Below are 15,858 nucleotides of genomic sequence, written 5' to 3'. Positions count from 1 at the left end.
TCGCGCGGCCGTCCCCCTACTGGGCCTCGACGGCCGCCTCCGCTTCGGCGTCCGGGGAGCCGTCGGCTTCCGCGTCCTGCGTTTGCGCCTCCTGCGTTTCCGCGGCCTCGTCGAGGACGAAACCGGGCAGCCATTCCTCCAGCTCCTCGCGCAGCCGCACCGTCGCGCCGAGCTGGCACAGCACACCGATGGTGCTCAGCGTCACCCGGTGTATCAGCAGGTAGGCGGGCGGCAGGTTGAGCTGCTTGCCGAGCTGGTAGGCGGGATTGCGGGGGTCTGCGATACGGGCCGCCTGACCGCGCATCCAGTTCCGGGTGAAGGTGAACTCGTCGACCTGCGCCGGCTCGATGATCGGCAGCAGGTAGTCCAGGACCGCGTCGGGGTCCAGCTCTATGGATTCCCTGACGAACCCCTCGGCGCGCAGCAGCTCGTAGACCGCCTCGGAGTCGCCGTCCAGCGTCATCCGCAGGGAGTCGCCGATCGGGGCGGGCAGACCGCCGGCGAGACGGTCGACCGTGCCGAAGTCCAGCACGCCCAGCAGCCACTTCTCCTCGTCCTCCGGGCCGCCGGGCAGCAGACGGAAGTTGCCCGGGTGCGGGTCGGCGTGCAGGAGGCCGGTGCGGGCCGGGCCCGAGAACAGGAACCGCGCCAGGAGCTGACCGGCCCGGTCGCGCTGTTCCTGGGTGCCCGCCGAGATGATCTCCGAGAGCGGTGTCCCGTCGATCCACTCCGTGATCAGGATCTGCTCGCACTGGTGGACCACCGCCGGGACCACCACGTCCGGGTCGTCCGCGAACTCCTCCGCGTGCGCGGACTGGGCCTCGGCCTCCAGGGCGTAGTCCAGCTCCTCGGAGACCCGGTCACGCAACTCCGTGATCAGGGGCTTGATGTCCATGCCCGGGATCAGCGGACCCAGCAGACGGGCGAAGCGGCTCAACTGCCCCAGGTCGGACAGCAGGGCCTCGCCGGCTCCCGGATACTGCACCTTGACCGCGACCACCCGGCCGTCGTGCCACACCGCCCGGTGCACCTGCCCGATCGAGGCCGCCGCCGCGGGCTTCTCCTCGAACTCCAGGAACAGCTCGCGCCAGTCCTCGCCCAGCCGCTCGGCGAGCACCGCGTGCATCGTGGCGGCCGGCATCGGCGGGGCGGCCTCCTGGAGGCGGGTGAGGGCCGCCCGGTAGGGGCCGGCGATCTCCTCGGGCAGGGCGGACTCGAAGACGGACAGGGCCTGCCCGAACTTCATCGCCCCGCCCTTCAACTCGCCGAGGACCTTGAAGAGCTGCTCCGCGGTCCGCTGCTGAAGTTCGCGGCCGACGATCTCCGCCGACTCGCCGACGATGCGCTTGCCCAGACCCCAGGTCGCCCGGCCGGCGATGCCGAGCGGGAGCGCGGCGAGTTTGGCGGTCCGGGTGACCGCCTTCCGGGGAAGATCAGACATGCGCCCTCCAAGTCCCAGTCGGCCCCGCGGCGCCCGTATGCTCGCGGCGCTCCGCCGATGGCCGTTGCCCCACCATTGTCGCGTGCCGGGCCCCGTCGGTTGATGTGTGCTCCCCTTTAGCTTTCTCCGCCGCACCGCACGGGCATGCGGGATGCGGCCTGACCGGCGACGCCCGCCAGCGCAGAGCAGGCACGGACGCCTCCCAGCGCACTCCCGTACCGGACGGCGACTCCCCGTCGAGGAAGGCCAGGGCGTGCGCGGCCGACAGGCCCGCCACGGCCGTGGCCAGGGTGAGGTCGCAGGCCCCCATCCGGCGGGCCCGCCCGGACCGCCACTGGGCGATGAGGCGCGGCCAGGCCGGGTCCCGGTCCGTGCGGTGCTCGTGCAGACAGCGCGCGCAGCCGGTCCCGCCGGGCAGGACGAGCGGACCGACGACCCCGGTGCCCTCCACGACGCCCGTGTAGAGGTGAGGTGTCCCGGAGGTCATGAGCGGCTCGGCGGCCCCGGCGTCCGGGGCGTGCACCAGGACGTCGTCACGCGGGGCGATCACCACCAGGGACAGTCCGGGCTCCGCCCCGTCCGGGCCGGGGCGGCGCGGCGGCCGATCGGGGGCGGCCCGGCGGACCACCTGGCGGGCGGCCGTGTCGCGCCGCTCGCCGACCGACTCCGCCGGCAGGCCGCCCGGCGCCACGTCCCCTGGCTGGACCAGTCCCACGTCCCGCACGTCGACCTCGCCGACGCCCGCGCCCGACAGCAGGGCGGCCAGCGTCACCCCGACCCGGCCCGCGCCCCGCACCTGCACCCGCAGGGCGCGCCGGGCCGCCAGCCGGTCGATCGCGCCACCCGGATCCGGAGTGATCAGGGACAGCGACGCGAGATCGGGAGCGAGCCGGTCCAGGACCTCCGGCCTGGCGCGCAGCGCCACCGCGGCCGGTCCGCCGCCGTGCGCGTCGTCGACGAGCCCGGCTCGGGACAGCCGCTCCACCAGCGCGTCGACGTGCCCGTCCGGAAGATCCATGCGACGCCCCTCGGCACGCAGCAGCGGGAGCCCGCGGGCCCCGTCGAGCAGGTCCAGGAAGCTGCCGGTCGCCGTGTCCATCGGCCCGAGGGTCATCGCGTGCGCCGGTGTCATTCCGAACTGCACCGTGTTGAGGTCACGCCAGCCGCGCCGGAGCGCGGTCTTCACCCGTGGATGCACGACAGTCCCCCGTGGTTGCCGAAAGGTCATGGAAGATCCCGTCCGCCGGTGGAGCCGGTCACGCTCCGCCCGACGACTGCCAGCATGCCCGGCACGCTCCACGGACGCCGGAAGTTGTCCACAGGCGGTGAGTATTCGTCGTACAAATCAGACGCATGGTGGGGGATCGGCGGCGAACCGTCCCGGACCCGGGACTTCCCCCGTGTGCAGCGGGTAACGTCGGGGCGTGCCCGCCGACCCACTGCACAGCGCCGGAAAGCCACAGCGCAGCCTGACGAGTCAGCCACCCAGCGGCCTGGGGGTGAGCGCGATCGAGGTGCGCAGGAGCGCCCGGCGCCGCCGGACGGTCTCCGCGTACCGCGAGGGCGATCGCACCGTCGTACTGATCCCCGCCCGGATGTCCGAGGCGGAGGAGAAACGCTGGGTCACGGTCATGCTCAACAAGCTCGCCGCGCAGGAGAGCAAGCGGGTGCTGGGCGACGCCGAGCTGTCCGAGCGCGCCGAGCGGCTGTCGGCCCAGTACTTCGCGGGCCGGGCCCGCCCCGTCTCGGTGCGCTGGGTCACCAACCAGAACACCCGCTGGGGCTCCTGCACCCCAGCCGAGGGCAGCATCCGTCTCTCCCACCGGTTGCAGGGCATGCCCGAGTACGTCGTCGACTACGTGCTCTGCCACGAACTGGCGCATCTGCTGGTGCCCGGCCACGGCCCCGACTTCTGGCGGCTCCTGGAGGCGTATCCGCGCACCGAGCGGGCCCGCGGCTACCTCGAAGGCGTGGTCGCCGCCGACCGGCTGCCCCATTCCCCCGGTGTCCGCGACGAGTGACCGGCCCCGCCGGGCGCCCCAGGGACCGAAGAGCCCGGTTGTGTACCGGGTCTGTACCGACGTCCGCCGATGTCAGGGTTAGCCGTTAGCCTGGCGCGACGCACTCACATTCGGGATGGGGGACGGTCGTAGCGTATGGCCAGGGAATTCCAACGCGGCCACAAGGCCAGGATCAGTGACCTGACGGCGGGCACCGATCTGTACGTAGGTGTGCAGATCGCCGGGCCCGGACTGTCCTTCGACATCAGCTGCTTCGGCCTGGACGCCGACGAACGGCTCTCGGACGACCGGTACTTCGTCTTCTTCAACCAGCCGAAGTCACCCGAGGAGTCCATCCAGCTGCTGGGTGCGCAGGCCGGCGACACGGAGTCCTTCCGGGTCACGCTGGACCGGGTCCCGCCGCGGATCCAGAAGCTCGCCTTCACGGCGACCCTGGACGGCGCCGGACAGATGTCGCAGGTCGGACCCGGATACATCCGGATCGTCGCGGGCGGCGAAGAGGTGGCCCGCTACTCCTTCGACGGTTCGGAGTTCTCCACCGAGCGCGCCGTGATGCTCGGCGACTTCTACCTGAAGGACGTCTGGCGTTTCGCCGCCGTCGGGCAGGGCTTCGACGGTGGTCTCGAAGCGCTGCTGAAGAACTTCGGCGGCGAGGTGATGGAGGAGGAGGCGCCCGCCGCGCCCGAGCCGCAGCCGTCGCAGGCCGGGGCCGCGCCCGGTTTCGCGCCGCCCGCGTTCGGCGCCCCGGCCGCGCCCACCCCGGCCCCGGCACCCCCCGCGCCCGCGCCCCAGGGCTTCACCCCGCCCCCGGCGCCCGGCCCCACGCCGCTTCCGAACATGCACGGCGCGCCCACCGTCATCGCCCCGCTGGCCCCGCCCGGCCCCGGCACCGTGCCGCCTCCGGCCCCGGCCCCCGCGCCCTACGGCCGCCCGCCCGCCCCGAACGCGCCGATGCCGCCCGGCTACGGCCAGCCCCCCGGCCCCCCGCAGCCCCCGGCCCCGCTGCCCGGCTACCCGCAGCCGCCGCAGGCCCCGGGCCCGCCCGCGGGCTACGGCCAGCAGCCGCCGTTCGGGCAGGTCCCCGGCCAGCAGACCTACGCCGTGCCGCAGGGCGCGCCCGCGGGCGGTGCCGGTGTGGGCGCGGCCCTCCAGAAGTTCAAGGAGACGCCCACCGGGCAGCGCTGGACCCCGCAGAACAGCAAGCTCATCCGTGTCGACCTGGGCATGGGCGGCCAGCCCGTGCTCGCCCGGCAGGGCAGCATGGTGCTCTACCAGGGCAAGGTCGACTTCAGCTACAAGGGCGCCGGGTTCGCCGGCCGGATCGTGGGCAACGCCACCGGCCAGGAGATGCAGCTGATGCGCTGTACCGGCCAGGGCCAGGTGTTCTTCGCGGAGAACTCCGCGAACGTGCACCCCATCGAGCTCCAGGGCGACGCGATCTGCGTCTCCGCCGAGAGCGTCCTCGCCTTCGACGAGAGCCTCCAGTACGAGGTCCGCCGGATCGAGGGCCACGGCATCCCCGGCGGCGCGCTGTTCACCATGCAGTTCCAGGGCACCGGCACGATCGTCGTCAAGACGCACGGCACGCCCGTCGTGCTGCCCGTGACCCCGACGACGTTCGCCGACTGCAACGCCGTGGTCGCCTGGTCGGCGGCCTCCCAGGTGATCGTCTCCAGCCAGGTCCGGATGCGCCGCAACGCCTATCCGGGCGACACCGGCGAGAGCGTCAACCTGCAGTTCCGGGGCGCCCCCGGCAACTTCATCGTGGTCCAGCCGTACGAGGTCTGAGGGAGCCCGTCATGAACCAGCCGCTCGCGGGCTACGCCCCCGCACCCGTCACCGCCCGCATGGAGAACCACGGCGACCACATGCTGAAGGTCGCCATGCAGACCGGCAGCGACCTCCTCGCGCGCGTGGGGTCGATGGTCGCCTACGAGGGCTTCGTCCAGTACGAGCCCAACCCGCCCGCCGTCCGCCAGATCGCCCGGGACTGGATGACCGGCGAGGGCGCTCCCTTGATGAAGTGCTCCGGCGACGGCCTGCTCTACCTGGCCGACTACGGCGCGAACGTCGTCGTCATCAACCTCAACGGCGACGGCATCTCCGTCAACGCCACCAACCTGCTCGCCTTCGACGCGCATCTGACGTGGGGCGTCGAGCGGGTCAAGGGGCTCGCGAAGTTCGCCGGCCAGGGCCTGTGGAACACCAGGATCTCCGGGCAGGGCTGGGTCGCGCTGACCTCCCGGGGCAAGCCGATCGTCGTCGACTGCGGCGGCGGCGAGGACGAGACGTACGTCGACCCGGACGCGCTGGTCGCCTGGTCCCCGAACCTCAAGGTGAAGGGCAAGCGCAGCTTCAAGGCGCAGTCCCTGATCGGCCGGGGCAGCGGCGAGGCCTACCAGATGGCCTTCTCCGGGCAGGGCATCGTCGTCGTCCAGCCCAGCGAGGACAGCACCGACCGCCTTCGTTTCCGGGGCTGAGGGGGAGCCAGACCATCATGCAGAGCCCGCTTTTCGCCTTCAACGACTCCCAGGCCCCGGACCGCTACAGCCTGCAGAACAAGCAGATGCTGCGGGTCGTCCTGGAGGGCCACGACGACATCCTCGCCCGCAAGGGCACCATGGTCGCCTACCAGGGGCTCGTCGAGTTCGACGCCGAGTACCAGGGCCGCGACCAGGCACGCGCGCGTGCGTACACCGGCGAGGGCCTGGACCTCATGCGCTGCCACGGGCAGGGCACGGTGTACCTGGCCAACCTCGCCCAGCACGTGCACGTGGTGGACGTGGAGCCGGACGGGCTGACCGTGGACAGCGGCTACGTCCTCGCCATGGACTCCTCGCTGCACCACGAGGTGGTGGCGGTGGACAGCCTCTACGGCATCTCCGGCTCCGGGAAGTACCAGCTCAACATCACCGGCCACGGCAAGGTCGCGCTGATGACCTCGGGCGCGCCGCTGCTGATGCAGGTCACACCCGACAAGTACGTGAACTGCGACGCCGACGCGATCGTCGCCTGGTCCACCGGGCTGCGCGTCCAGATGCAGGCCCAGACGCATTCCTCGGGCGTGTGGCGGCGTCGCGGCAGCACCGGCGAGGGCTGGGAGCTCAGCTTCATGGGAAGTGGCTTCGCGTTGGTCCAGCCGAGTGAACTGCTCCCGCCGCAGGGCGCCCAGATCGGCCAGGGTCTCGCCGCTCAGTTCGGGATGGGCCAGCAGGGCGCGCGCGGAATGAACCAGGGCAACGTCTGGAGCTGACGGCCCACGGGGGAGGGGCGCCCGCCTCGGCGGGCGCCCCTCAGCCCTGTGCTCGCGCGTGCCTCACAGCCGGGCGCGGGCCGCGTCCAGCAGTCGTACGACCGACTCGTCGGCGACCTCGCCGACCTCGTCGTAGGCGAACCAGCGGACGTCGAGGGACTCGTCGCTGACCGCGTGCGCGGCGCCCGGCGGGGCCACGGCCACGTACTGGACGTCGAAGTGCCAGTGGCACGGCGCCGGGAGCGCGTGCCGGTCAAGGCGCACCGGGCCGCCCGGCAGCAGGGTCAGTCCGGGGATCCCGGACTCCTCGGTCGCCTCCCGCAGGGCCGCCGCGGCCAGCGTGGCGTCGCCCGGCTCGCAGTGGCCGCCCATCTGCAGCCACATCCGCAGCTTGCGGTGCAGGGTCAGCAGCACCCGCCCCCGCTCGGGGTCGACCACCACCGCGCTCGCCGTGACATGGCCCGCCTGACACGCCTTCCACAGGCCGTCCGGGTGCGCCGCCAGATGGTCCAGGTAGGCCTGACGCAGTTCTTCCTGGCCCTCGTACCCCTTGAGGACGAGGACCGTGTCGTCGTACAGGTTCACTCGGTTCCGTCGCCCTCTGCCCCGTCGCCCTCTGCCCCGTCGTCCTTCTTGCGCAGGTCCGGCTTGTGCAGGTCCGGCTTCTGGGCCGCCTCGCCGAGCATCTTGTCCAGCTCGGAGAAGTCCAGCTGCTCGCGGTGCACGAAGCCGTCCGGGTCGTCCAGGTCGCCCGCGGTCGGCAGCATGTCCGGGTGCGCCCACAGCCCGTCCCGGCCGTCCACACCGCGCGCGTCCGTCAGCGACGCCCACAGACGGGAGGCGTCGCGCAGCCGGCGCGGGCGCAGCTCCAGGCCGATCAGCGTCGCGAACGTCTGCTCCGCGGGACCGCCCGTGGCCCGGCGCCGGCGCAGGGTCTCGCGCAGCGCGTCGGCGGACGACAGGCGCGGCTTGGCCGCCGCGTGGACCACCGCGTCGACCCAGCCCTCGACGAGGGCCAGCGCGGTCTCCAGGCGGGCCAGGGCCGCCTTCTGCTCGGGCGTGTCCTCGGGCTGGAACATGCCCTGCTGGAGCGCGTCCTGCAGCTGCTCGGGGTTCTGCGGGTCGAACTGACCGACCACGTCCTCCAGCTTGGCCGTGTCGACCTTGATCCCGCGCGCGTACCCGTCGACCGCGCCGAACAGGTGCGAGCGGAGCCACGGCACGTGCGCGAACAGGCGCTGGTGGGCCGCCTCGCGCAGCGCGAGATACAGCCGCACCTCCTCCTTGGGCACACCGAGGTCCTTGCCGAACGCCTCGATGTTCGCCGGGAGCAGCGCGGCCCGGCCGACCGGGCCGAGCGGCAGGCCGACGTCGGTCGAGCCGACGACCTCGCCCGCGAGCACGCCGACGGCCTGGCCGATCTGCGTGCCGAACATGGCTCCGCCCATCGAGCGCATCATGCCGATCAGCGGGCCTGCCATGGCCTGCATCTCCTCCGGCAGGACGTCGCCCATCGCGGCGCCGACCCGCTCGGCGACCGGGTCGACCAGCTCCTGCCAGGCGGGCAGCGTCGCCTCCACCCACTCCGCGCGCGACCACGCCACGGCCGAGCCGGATCCGGACGGCAGCGACGTCGCGTCGTCCAGCCACAGGTCGGCCAGGCGCACCGCCTCCTCGACCGCCGTGCGGTCCGAGGGACCCACGCTCGCGTCCTTGACGCCGTCGGAGGTGCCCTGGGAGACCGTCTGGCGGGCGATCTGCTTGGCCATGTCCCAGTTCACCGGCCCGCCCTCGTAGGAGAGCATCTGGCCGAGCTGCTGGAAGGCCGCGCCCAGGTCGGTGGGGTTGAGCGAGCCGAACATGGCGGCGAACGGATTGTCGGCGCCCGGGGCGCCGGGGCCGCCGGCCCCCGGTGTGCCGAAACCGAACGGGTTGGCCGGTCCCAGCCCACCACCGCTCTGCTGGTCCTTCTTCATGCCCTCGTCGCCGTCTTCCGGCTCCTCCGGCGGAAGGCCGAAACCGAATGGGGTGTCACTCACGGGAATCCTCGGCTGGTAAGGCCACCGGTTCTCTCCCGGCGGCGCGGCTGCCCGACAACACCACCCAGCGTAGACACCCCGGCCCGATCGGGCCTCGGTGCTTCGCCGACAGTCGGCCTGCGGCAGGATGGATGCCACCTGGTACGTACGCGTCACTCACGCTCGTACTGAAGACAACCGCTGGAGACGCCCGGTGAGTTCCCCAGATCCGCAGGTTCGCGCAGCGCGAAACCCGTCAACCCCTGCCGCCGTGCGCGGGCCCGTCGTCGCCGTGACCGGCGCCGCGACCGGGGTCGGCGCGCTGCTCACCGAGCGGCTGGCCGCGTCCGGGGAGATCAGGCAGGTCATCGCCATCGACGAGCGGCGCGGGGAGTGCGCGGACGCCCAGTGGCACATCCTCGACGTACGGGATCCGGCCATCGCGGACAAGCTCCGCGGGGCCGACGTGGTGGTGCATCTCGCGCTCGACCTGGATCTGGAGACGGATCCCGCCGCCCGAACGGCCTACAACGTGCGGGGGACGCAGACCGTGCTGACCGCGGCGGCCGCGGCCGGGGTGCACCGCGTGGTGCTCTGCACCTCCGCGATGGTCTACGGCGCCCTCCCGGACAACGAGCTGCCGCTGTCCGAGGACGCGGAGCTGCGCGCCACCGCGGAGGCCACCGGTGTCGGCGACCTGCTGGAGATCGAGCGGCTCGCGCGCCGGGCGCCCCGCGCGCACCCCGGCCTGAATGTGACCGTCGTGCGGCCCGCGGTACTCGTCGGCGGCACCGACACCGCGCTGACCAGGTACTTCGAGTCGCCCCGCCTGCTCGTCGTCGCCGGTTCGCGGCCGGCCTGGCAGTTCTGCCACGTCGAGGACCTGTGCAGCGCGCTGGAGTGCGCCGTACTGGAGCAGGTCGAGGGGGAACTCGCGGTCGGCTGTGACGGCTGGCTGGAGCAGGAGGAGGTCGAGGAGCTCAGCGGGATCCGGCGCATGGAGCTGCCCTCGGCGGTGGCGCTCGGCGCCGCGGCCCGCCTGCACCGGATCGGGCTGACCCCGTCGCCCGCCGGTGACCTCGCCTACACGATGTACCCGTGGGTGGTGAGCGGCAGCAGGCTGCACGACGCCGGCTGGCGGCCTGCGTGGACGAACGAGGAGGTGCTCGCCGAGCTGCTGGAGGAGGCGGCAGGGCGGCACACGGTGGCCGGCCGGCGGCTCGGCCGCAAGGACGCGACGGCGGCGGGCGCGGCGGGCGCGACGGTCGCGCTGCTGGGCGCGGCGGCCGTGGTGCGGCGGGCCCGCAAGGCCCGGCGGCGGATCTGACCGCCGGCCCGCCGGGACCTCCGTCGTAGGAGTCTCCGAACGCACACGCGCGCGTGTGGGTCGTTGGGTGTGTTCCGTGTGGCCCCGCGCGTGCGGCACGATGGGTGCATGGCTGCTGTGAACGATCATCCCGGTGAACTGGGTGCCGAAGATCCCGTCAAGCTGATCGGGATCCGGGAGAGCGCGCTGTCCGTGGACGAGGTCTTCGCGGCCGTCGGGGACGACGCGGCCGGCGGCGTCGCGCTCTTCGTGGGAACCGTGCGGAACCACGACGGGGGGGCCGACGTGGACGCGCTCGGCTATTCGTGTCATCCCAGTGCCGAGAGCGAGATGCGGCGGATCGCGGAGAAGGTCGTCGCCGAGTACCCGGTGCGGGCGCTGGCCGCGGTCCACCGGGTGGGCGACCTGCGGGTGGGTGATCTCGCCGTGGTCGTCGGCGTGGCGTGTCCGCATCGCGGGGATGCCTTCGAAGCCTGTCGGAAGCTGATCGACGACATCAAGCACGAAGTGCCCATCTGGAAGCACCAGACGTTCTCGGACGGCACGGAGGAATGGGTCGGGGCCTGCTGAGAACACCTGTCCGGGCTCCGGTTGCGTAACCGTACCCCCCGCGTGAGCGTTGTCAGAGCGGATGATTAATCTGCTGATCAGTCAGTCGCGGACGGTCACAGGGGTTGGGAGGTCGGCATGGGGGCGCTTGTCTGGCTGCTGATTCCGCTGGTCGCCGCGGTCGCAGCCGGTCTGTGGGGAAGCTGGGCCAACCGGACCAGGAGGACGCGGAGCGACGGGCCCGAACTCGACGGGTACGCCCGGTTCCGCGAGGCGATGGAGCGGTCCCACTCCGGCGGCTGAGCCGGCTTTCACGGGTGGCCCTGACGGTGCGCCGACAGACACGTCCCGTACTGTCTTCGCATGCCACGCCGCACCGCGACGATGCTCGCCTCCACCCTGATGCTGATCGCGCTCCTGTGCGCCGGAGTGCTCATCAACGTGCCGTACTCGGAGATGTCCCCCGGCCCGACCGTGAACACGCTCGGGGACCACGGCGGCGAGCCGGTGCTGCAGATCTCCGGTCACAAGACCTACGCGACCTCCGGGCACCTGAACATGACGACGGTGCGGGTGACCAGCGCCGACTACAAGATGAACCTCGTGGAGGCCCTCTACGGCTGGCTCTCCCACGACACCAAGGTCGTGCCGCACGACACGCTCTACCCGGACGGCAAGACCGAACAGCAGTCCACCCAGGAGAACGCCGAGGAGTTCAGCGAGTCCCAGGAGAGCGCGAAGGTCGCCGCCCTGAAGGAACTGGGCGTCCCGGTGAAGTCCTGGGTCATCGTCTCGACGGTCCTCAAGGACTCGCCCTCCGAGGGCAGGCTGCACGCCGGTGACGTCATCAAGGACGTCGACGGCACGGCGGTCAAGCAGCCGGCCGACGTCGCCACGCTGGTGACCAAGCACAAGCCCGGCGAGGACGTCGTCTTCACGGTCGTGCCCGCCAAGGAGCAGGCCGCCGCCCAGAAGGCGAAGAAGACGGCCACCAGGACCGAGAAGATCACCGTGCGGACGGCCGCCTCCTCCGACAAGGGCGAGAAGCGGGCCATCGTCGGGATCTCGGCCGGGACCGATCACACGTTCCCGTTCACCGTCGACATCAAGCTGGCCGACGTCGGCGGACCGAGCGCCGGCCTCATGTTCGCGCTCGGCATCTACGACAAGCTCACCCCGGGCAGCCTCACCGGCGGCAGGTTCGTCGCCGGCACCGGCACGATCGCCGACGACGGCACGGTCGGCCCGATCGGCGGCATCTCCCTGAAGACCATCGGGGCCCGCGACAAGGGCGCCCAGTACTTCCTGACCCCGGCCGACAACTGCGCCGAGGCGGCCAAGGACACCCCGGGCGGGCTCACCCTGGTCAAGGTCAAGACGATCGACGACGCCCTCGGCGCCCTCAAGGACATCCGCGCCGGGAACACCGGCGCCCTGCCGAAGTGCGGAACCAAGGGCTGAGGCATCCGAGCGGCTCCGACGCCCCGGGGGCGCCCCTCGTGACGAGGAGCGCCCCCGGCGTCGTGCGCGGGCCGCGCAGGGCGGCTCAGTCGGCGAACGTGGCCTTCAGCGCCTCCGCCAGACCCGGCACCAGGTCGGGTCCGGTGAGGACCTCCGTCGGGGTGTCCTTCTCGCGCAGCCGGACCGCCGCGTCGCGGGTGCCGTCCCGCAGCACGGCGACCGTCATCCGGACCTCCTGGCGGTCGGGGTGCTGGGCCACCCACGTGGCCAGACTGGCCTCGCTCAGCCCCTCCGGGACCTGCTTCTCGGCGGACGGCGGCAGCATCAGCCGCTCCACGGTGAGGGCGCAGCCGACCACCGCGTCCGGCCAGGCGATGGTGCCCAGGAACTCGTCCAGCGCCTTGTCCGTCGGCACCTCGTCCTGCTCGATCGGGGTCAGGCCGGTGGTCGCGGACTCGTCCTCCAGACCGAGCTGAGCGGCCAGAGCCGGTTCCTGGGTGCGCAGCCGCGCGGTGTCGACGAGGGCGAAGAGGCGAGCGGGCTGGTCCCAGCCGAGGCCGGAGGCGTACTCGTCGATCTCGAGTACGGCCCGGGTGAGCGGGTTCGCTGCCATGGGAGTGTTGGACATGGTCACAATCCTGCCTCGTTCATGGCCGGAATCGGGAACCGAGTAAGTCGTGAGTAAGTTGCATAGGTGTGCCCCCACGATCACGGGGGCCACGTCGGGTCCGCGGACAAGGGGGCCTGACGCAACAACAGCGGACAAACAGCGAACTTCGAGGTGCGCACCTTGGCTTTCCAGATGCCGGACCGCGGCGGAGGCCCGACGGGGCCGCGGATGAGAGCGGGCCGCCCGTCCCGGCGCGTCCGGACCCTGCTCATGACCCTGGGCGTCCTTGCCGTGCTCGGCATGGCGTTCACCATGTTCGCGGGCTTCTGGACGGACTGGCTCTGGTACCGGTCGGTGCACTACTCCTCGGTGTTCACCACCACCCTGTGGACGAAGATCGGCCTGTTCTTCGTCTTCGGGCTGCTGATGGCCGCCGCGGTGGGCTTCAACATCTGGCTCGCGCACCGGCTCAGGCCGCCGCTGAGCGCCATGTCGATGGAGCAGCAGAGCCTGGACCGCTACCGGATGGGCATCGCGCCGTACAAGCGGTGGCTGCTGCTCGCGGTCACCGCGCTGGTCGGACTGATCGCCGGCGCCTCCGCGGCCGGTCAGTGGCGTACCTGGCTGATGTGGGTCAACGGCGTGCCCTTCCACCAGAAGGACCCGCAGTTCCACCTCGACGTCTCCTTCTACGCCTTCGACCTGCCCTGGTACCGGTTCCTGCTGGGCTTCGGCTTCGCCACCGCGATCCTCTCCCTGATCGCCGCCGCGCTCACCCACTACCTGTACGGCGGCTTGCGCGTCACCAGCCCCGGCGCGCGCGCCACCGGTGCCGCGACCGGTCACCTCTCGGTGCTGCTCGGCCTCTTCGTCGCGCTCAAGGCGGTCGCCTACTGGCTCGACCGGTACGGACTGGCGGTGAAGTCCAGCGACTTCAAGGCCACCGGCAACTGGACGGGCCTGAGGTACGTCGACGCCAACGCGTACCTGCCGGCCAAGACGATCCTGTTCTGCATCGCCGTCATCTGCGCGGTGCTGTTCTTCGCGACCCTGTGGCGGCGCACCTGGCAGCTGCCCGTCATCGGCTTCGGCCTCATGGTCCTGTCGGCGATCCTCATCGGCGGCCTGTATCCGGCGATCGTCCAGAAGTTCCAGGTCCAGCCCAACGAGCAGACCAAGGAAGCCCCGTACGTCCAGAAGAACCTCAAGGCGACCCGCGAGGCGTACGGCATCGACGACACCAAGGTCACCGAGTACAAGGGCACGAGCACGACCACGGACACGTCCAGGCTCCGCGACGACGTCGACAGCACGGCGAGCATCCGGATCATGGACCCGAACATCGTCTCGCCGACGTTCCAGCAGCTCCAGCAGATGCGGAACTACTACGCGTTCCCGACCAATCTGGACGTGGACCGCTACAGCAAGGACGGCAAGGCCCAGGACACCGTCATCGGTCTGCGTGAGCTGAACCTGGCCGGCATCCCGAAGAACAACTGGATCAACGACCACTTCCGCTACACGCACGGCTACGGCGTGGTCGCCGCCAAGGGCACCGAGGCCGACGACCAGGGCCAGCCGGTCTTCACCGAGTCCGACCTGCCGTCCAAGGGCGACCTGGGCACGTACGAGCAGCGCGTCTACTACGGCGAGAAGACCAACACCTACTCCATCGTCGGCGGTCCCCAGAAAGAGATCGACTACTCCGACGACAACGGTGAGAAGCTCACCAGTTACGCGGGCAGGAGCGGCGTCAGTCTCTCCAGTCCGGTCAACCGGGCCGCGTACGCGGTGGCGTTCAACGAGCCGCAGATCCTGTACTCGGGCGCGATCGGCGAGGGCTCGCGGATCCTGTACAACCGCACGCCCAAGGAGCGGGTCGAGGCGGTCGCCCCCTGGCTGACCATCGACGGCGACGCCTACCCGGCGATCGTGGACGGCCGCATCCAGTGGATCGTCGACGCCTACACGACGTCCAACGGCTATCCCTACGCCTCGCGTACGACCCTCGGCGACACCACCGCCGACTCGCTGACCGCGACCAACAACTCGCGCGCGGTGGTGGCCCAGCAGAACCAGGTCAACTACATCCGCAACTCGGTGAAGGCGACCGTCGACGCCTACTCCGGCCAGGTCAAGCTCTACCAGTGGGACACCGAGGACCCGGTGCTGAAGACCTGGATGAAGGCCTTCCCGGGCACGGTGCAGCCCAGGGACGCCATCTCGCAGGACCTGATGGACCATCTCCGGTACCCGCAGGACCTGTTCAAGGTGCAGCGCGAACTGCTCACCCGCTACCACGTGACGGACGCCCAGACGTTCCTGACCGGCAGCGAGGTGTGGCAGGTGCCCGACGACCCGACCAACAAGTCGGGCGACGCGGTGCCGCCGTACTACCTGAGCATGAAGATGCCGGACCAGAGCGCGCAGACGTTCTCGCTCTCGACCACGTTCACGCCCAACGGCCGGGACAACCTCAGCGCGTTCATGTCGGTGGACTCCGAGGCCGGTTCGCAGGACTACGGCAAGATCAGAATCCTGAAACTGCCGACCAGTACGACGGTCGACGGGCCCAAACAGGTCCAGAGCAAGTTCAACTCCGAACAGGAGATCGCGGCCGCCATCAAACTCCTGAAGGGCGGCGACTCCGAGGTCGAGTACGGCAATCTGCTGACCGTGCCGCTGGACGGGGGCCTGCTCTACGCGGAGCCGGTCTACGTCCGCGGTGCCGGCGTCAAGTACCCCCTGCTGCGCAAGGTGTTGGTCACCTACGAGGGCAGGACCGTCTTCGAGAACACCCTCGGGGAGGCGCTCGACAAGGTCTTCGGGTCGGGCGGCACCGACACCGGGTCCTCGGACACCGGGTCCTCGGACACCGGGACGACCCCCCCGCCCGCGTCCGGCAACCCGACGGTCCGGCAGGCGCTCGACGACGCCCAGAAGGCCTTCGAGGCGGGCCAGGAGGCCCTGAAGAAGGGCGACTGGACGGCGTACGGCAAGGCCCAGGACCAGCTCCAGGACGCGCTCAGGCGCGCCGAGGAGGCGCAGTCCAAGGCCGGTGGGACCGGTGGCGGCGCCTCGCCGAGCGGCAGTCCGAGCCCGGGCGCCGACGCGAGCCCGAGCCCGAGCGGCGGCTCCGGTCCGGGCGGATGATCAGGACCGCCCCGCGCCGTGGTAC

At 71.4% G+C, this 15,858-nt stretch carries 14 protein-coding genes; 9 read left to right on the top strand and 5 right to left on the bottom strand.

Annotated features, from left to right (window positions below):
* Window positions 1–16: 16 nt before the first annotated feature.
* Together ACIRQ9_RS21145 and ACIRQ9_RS21140 are read right to left on the bottom strand one after the other, a co-directional pair.
* Window positions 17–1,441, bottom strand: coding sequence for an ABC1 kinase family protein (locus ACIRQ9_RS21145; RefSeq protein WP_404175343.1), 1,425 nt, complete (start codon window positions 1,439–1,441; stop codon window positions 17–19).
* A complete protein-coding gene (locus tag ACIRQ9_RS21140; protein WP_404175340.1) occupies window positions 1,434–2,639 on the bottom strand; it encodes a TOMM precursor leader peptide-binding protein in 1,206 nt (401 codons plus the stop codon). The genes ACIRQ9_RS21145 and ACIRQ9_RS21140 overlap by 8 nt, the downstream gene beginning before the upstream one ends.
* A 226-nt stretch (window positions 2,640–2,865) precedes the next feature.
* Here ACIRQ9_RS21140 and ACIRQ9_RS21135 point away from each other — a divergent pair, with 226 nt between their 5' ends.
* From ACIRQ9_RS21135 to ACIRQ9_RS21120, 4 genes are all read left to right on the top strand, one after another.
* A complete protein-coding gene (locus ACIRQ9_RS21135; RefSeq protein WP_404175337.1) occupies window positions 2,866–3,462 on the top strand; it encodes a M48 family metallopeptidase in 597 nt (198 codons plus the stop codon).
* A gap of 135 nt (window positions 3,463–3,597) precedes the next feature.
* Complete coding sequence (locus ACIRQ9_RS21130) at window positions 3,598–5,250, top strand: TerD family protein (protein ID WP_404175333.1); 1,653 nt, start codon at window positions 3,598–3,600, stop codon at window positions 5,248–5,250.
* A gap of 11 nt (window positions 5,251–5,261) precedes the next feature.
* Complete coding sequence (locus ACIRQ9_RS21125; RefSeq protein WP_404175330.1) at window positions 5,262–5,942, top strand: AIM24 family protein; 681 nt, start codon at window positions 5,262–5,264, stop codon at window positions 5,940–5,942.
* 17 nt (window positions 5,943–5,959) lie between these two features.
* Window positions 5,960–6,715: an AIM24 family protein gene (locus tag ACIRQ9_RS21120; RefSeq protein ID WP_404175327.1), complete on the top strand. Its 756-nt coding sequence runs from the start codon at window positions 5,960–5,962 to the stop codon at window positions 6,713–6,715.
* Between the two features lie 63 nt (window positions 6,716–6,778).
* Here ACIRQ9_RS21120 and ACIRQ9_RS21115 read toward each other — a convergent pair whose 3' ends face one another.
* Window positions 6,779–7,300 carry an NUDIX hydrolase gene (locus tag ACIRQ9_RS21115; protein WP_404175324.1) on the bottom strand — a complete coding sequence of 174 codons (522 nt, stop codon included), beginning with the start codon at window positions 7,298–7,300 and terminating at the stop codon, window positions 6,779–6,781.
* The gene (locus ACIRQ9_RS21110; protein WP_404175322.1) at window positions 7,297–8,754 is read right to left on the bottom strand and encodes a zinc-dependent metalloprotease; all 1,458 of its coding nucleotides are present in this window, start codon (window positions 8,752–8,754) and stop codon (window positions 7,297–7,299) included. The genes ACIRQ9_RS21115 and ACIRQ9_RS21110 overlap by 4 nt, the downstream gene beginning before the upstream one ends.
* 193 nt (window positions 8,755–8,947) lie before the next feature.
* On the opposite strand from ACIRQ9_RS21110, the gene ACIRQ9_RS21105 reads away from it, so the two are divergent.
* The 4 genes from ACIRQ9_RS21105 to ACIRQ9_RS21090 all read left to right on the top strand — a co-directional run bounded on the left by ACIRQ9_RS21105 (window position 8,948) and on the right by ACIRQ9_RS21090 (window position 12,070).
* Window positions 8,948–10,060: an SDR family oxidoreductase gene (locus ACIRQ9_RS21105; RefSeq protein ID WP_404175319.1), complete on the top strand. Its 1,113-nt coding sequence runs from the start codon at window positions 8,948–8,950 to the stop codon at window positions 10,058–10,060.
* 108 nt (window positions 10,061–10,168) lie between these two features.
* On the top strand, window positions 10,169–10,630 hold the full coding sequence (locus ACIRQ9_RS21100) for a molybdenum cofactor biosynthesis protein MoaE (protein WP_404175316.1): 462 nt from the start codon (window positions 10,169–10,171) through the stop codon (window positions 10,628–10,630).
* Between the two features lie 117 nt (window positions 10,631–10,747).
* Window positions 10,748–10,912 carry a hypothetical protein gene (locus tag ACIRQ9_RS21095; protein ID WP_404175313.1) on the top strand — a complete coding sequence of 55 codons (165 nt, stop codon included), beginning with the start codon at window positions 10,748–10,750 and terminating at the stop codon, window positions 10,910–10,912.
* Window positions 10,913–10,972: 60 nt separating this feature from the next.
* A complete protein-coding gene (locus tag ACIRQ9_RS21090) occupies window positions 10,973–12,070 on the top strand; it encodes a PDZ domain-containing protein (protein ID WP_404175311.1) in 1,098 nt (365 codons plus the stop codon).
* Between the two features lie 85 nt (window positions 12,071–12,155).
* On the opposite strand, the gene ACIRQ9_RS21085 is transcribed toward ACIRQ9_RS21090, so the two are convergent.
* The gene (locus ACIRQ9_RS21085; protein WP_404175308.1) at window positions 12,156–12,698 is read right to left on the bottom strand and encodes a PPA1309 family protein; all 543 of its coding nucleotides are present in this window, start codon (window positions 12,696–12,698) and stop codon (window positions 12,156–12,158) included.
* A gap of 174 nt (window positions 12,699–12,872) precedes the next feature.
* Here ACIRQ9_RS21085 and ACIRQ9_RS21080 point away from each other — a divergent pair, with 174 nt between their 5' ends.
* Window positions 12,873–15,833 (top strand): UPF0182 family protein, encoded by a 2,961-nt coding sequence (locus ACIRQ9_RS21080; protein WP_404175776.1) that lies wholly within the window; start codon window positions 12,873–12,875, stop codon window positions 15,831–15,833.
* The last annotated feature ends 25 nt before the right edge of the window (window positions 15,834–15,858 follow it).

Source organism: Streptomyces sp. NPDC101237 (assembly GCF_044767465.1).
Classification (GTDB): Bacteria; Actinomycetota; Actinomycetes; order Streptomycetales; family Streptomycetaceae; genus Streptomyces; species Streptomyces gramineus.
This window is presented reverse-complemented; position numbering and strand designations above follow the sequence as displayed.

Coding starts and splice junctions, on each gene's coding strand:
- ACIRQ9_RS21145 (WP_404175343.1), bottom strand. CDS start 1,441: ATGTCTGATCTTCCCCGGAAGGCGGTCACCCGGACCGCCAAACTCGCC.
- ACIRQ9_RS21130 (WP_404175333.1), top strand. CDS start 3,598: ATGGCCAGGGAATTCCAACGCGGCCACAAGGCCAGGATCAGTGACCTG.
- ACIRQ9_RS21125 (WP_404175330.1), top strand. CDS start 5,262: ATGAACCAGCCGCTCGCGGGCTACGCCCCCGCACCCGTCACCGCCCGC.
- ACIRQ9_RS21120 (WP_404175327.1), top strand. CDS start 5,960: ATGCAGAGCCCGCTTTTCGCCTTCAACGACTCCCAGGCCCCGGACCGC.
- ACIRQ9_RS21100 (WP_404175316.1), top strand. CDS start 10,169: ATGGCTGCTGTGAACGATCATCCCGGTGAACTGGGTGCCGAAGATCCC.
- ACIRQ9_RS21095 (WP_404175313.1), top strand. CDS start 10,748: ATGGGGGCGCTTGTCTGGCTGCTGATTCCGCTGGTCGCCGCGGTCGCA.
- ACIRQ9_RS21090 (WP_404175311.1), top strand. CDS start 10,973: ATGCCACGCCGCACCGCGACGATGCTCGCCTCCACCCTGATGCTGATC.
- ACIRQ9_RS21085 (WP_404175308.1), bottom strand. CDS start 12,698: ATGTCCAACACTCCCATGGCAGCGAACCCGCTCACCCGGGCCGTACTC.
- ACIRQ9_RS21080 (WP_404175776.1), top strand. CDS start 12,873: ATGCCGGACCGCGGCGGAGGCCCGACGGGGCCGCGGATGAGAGCGGGC.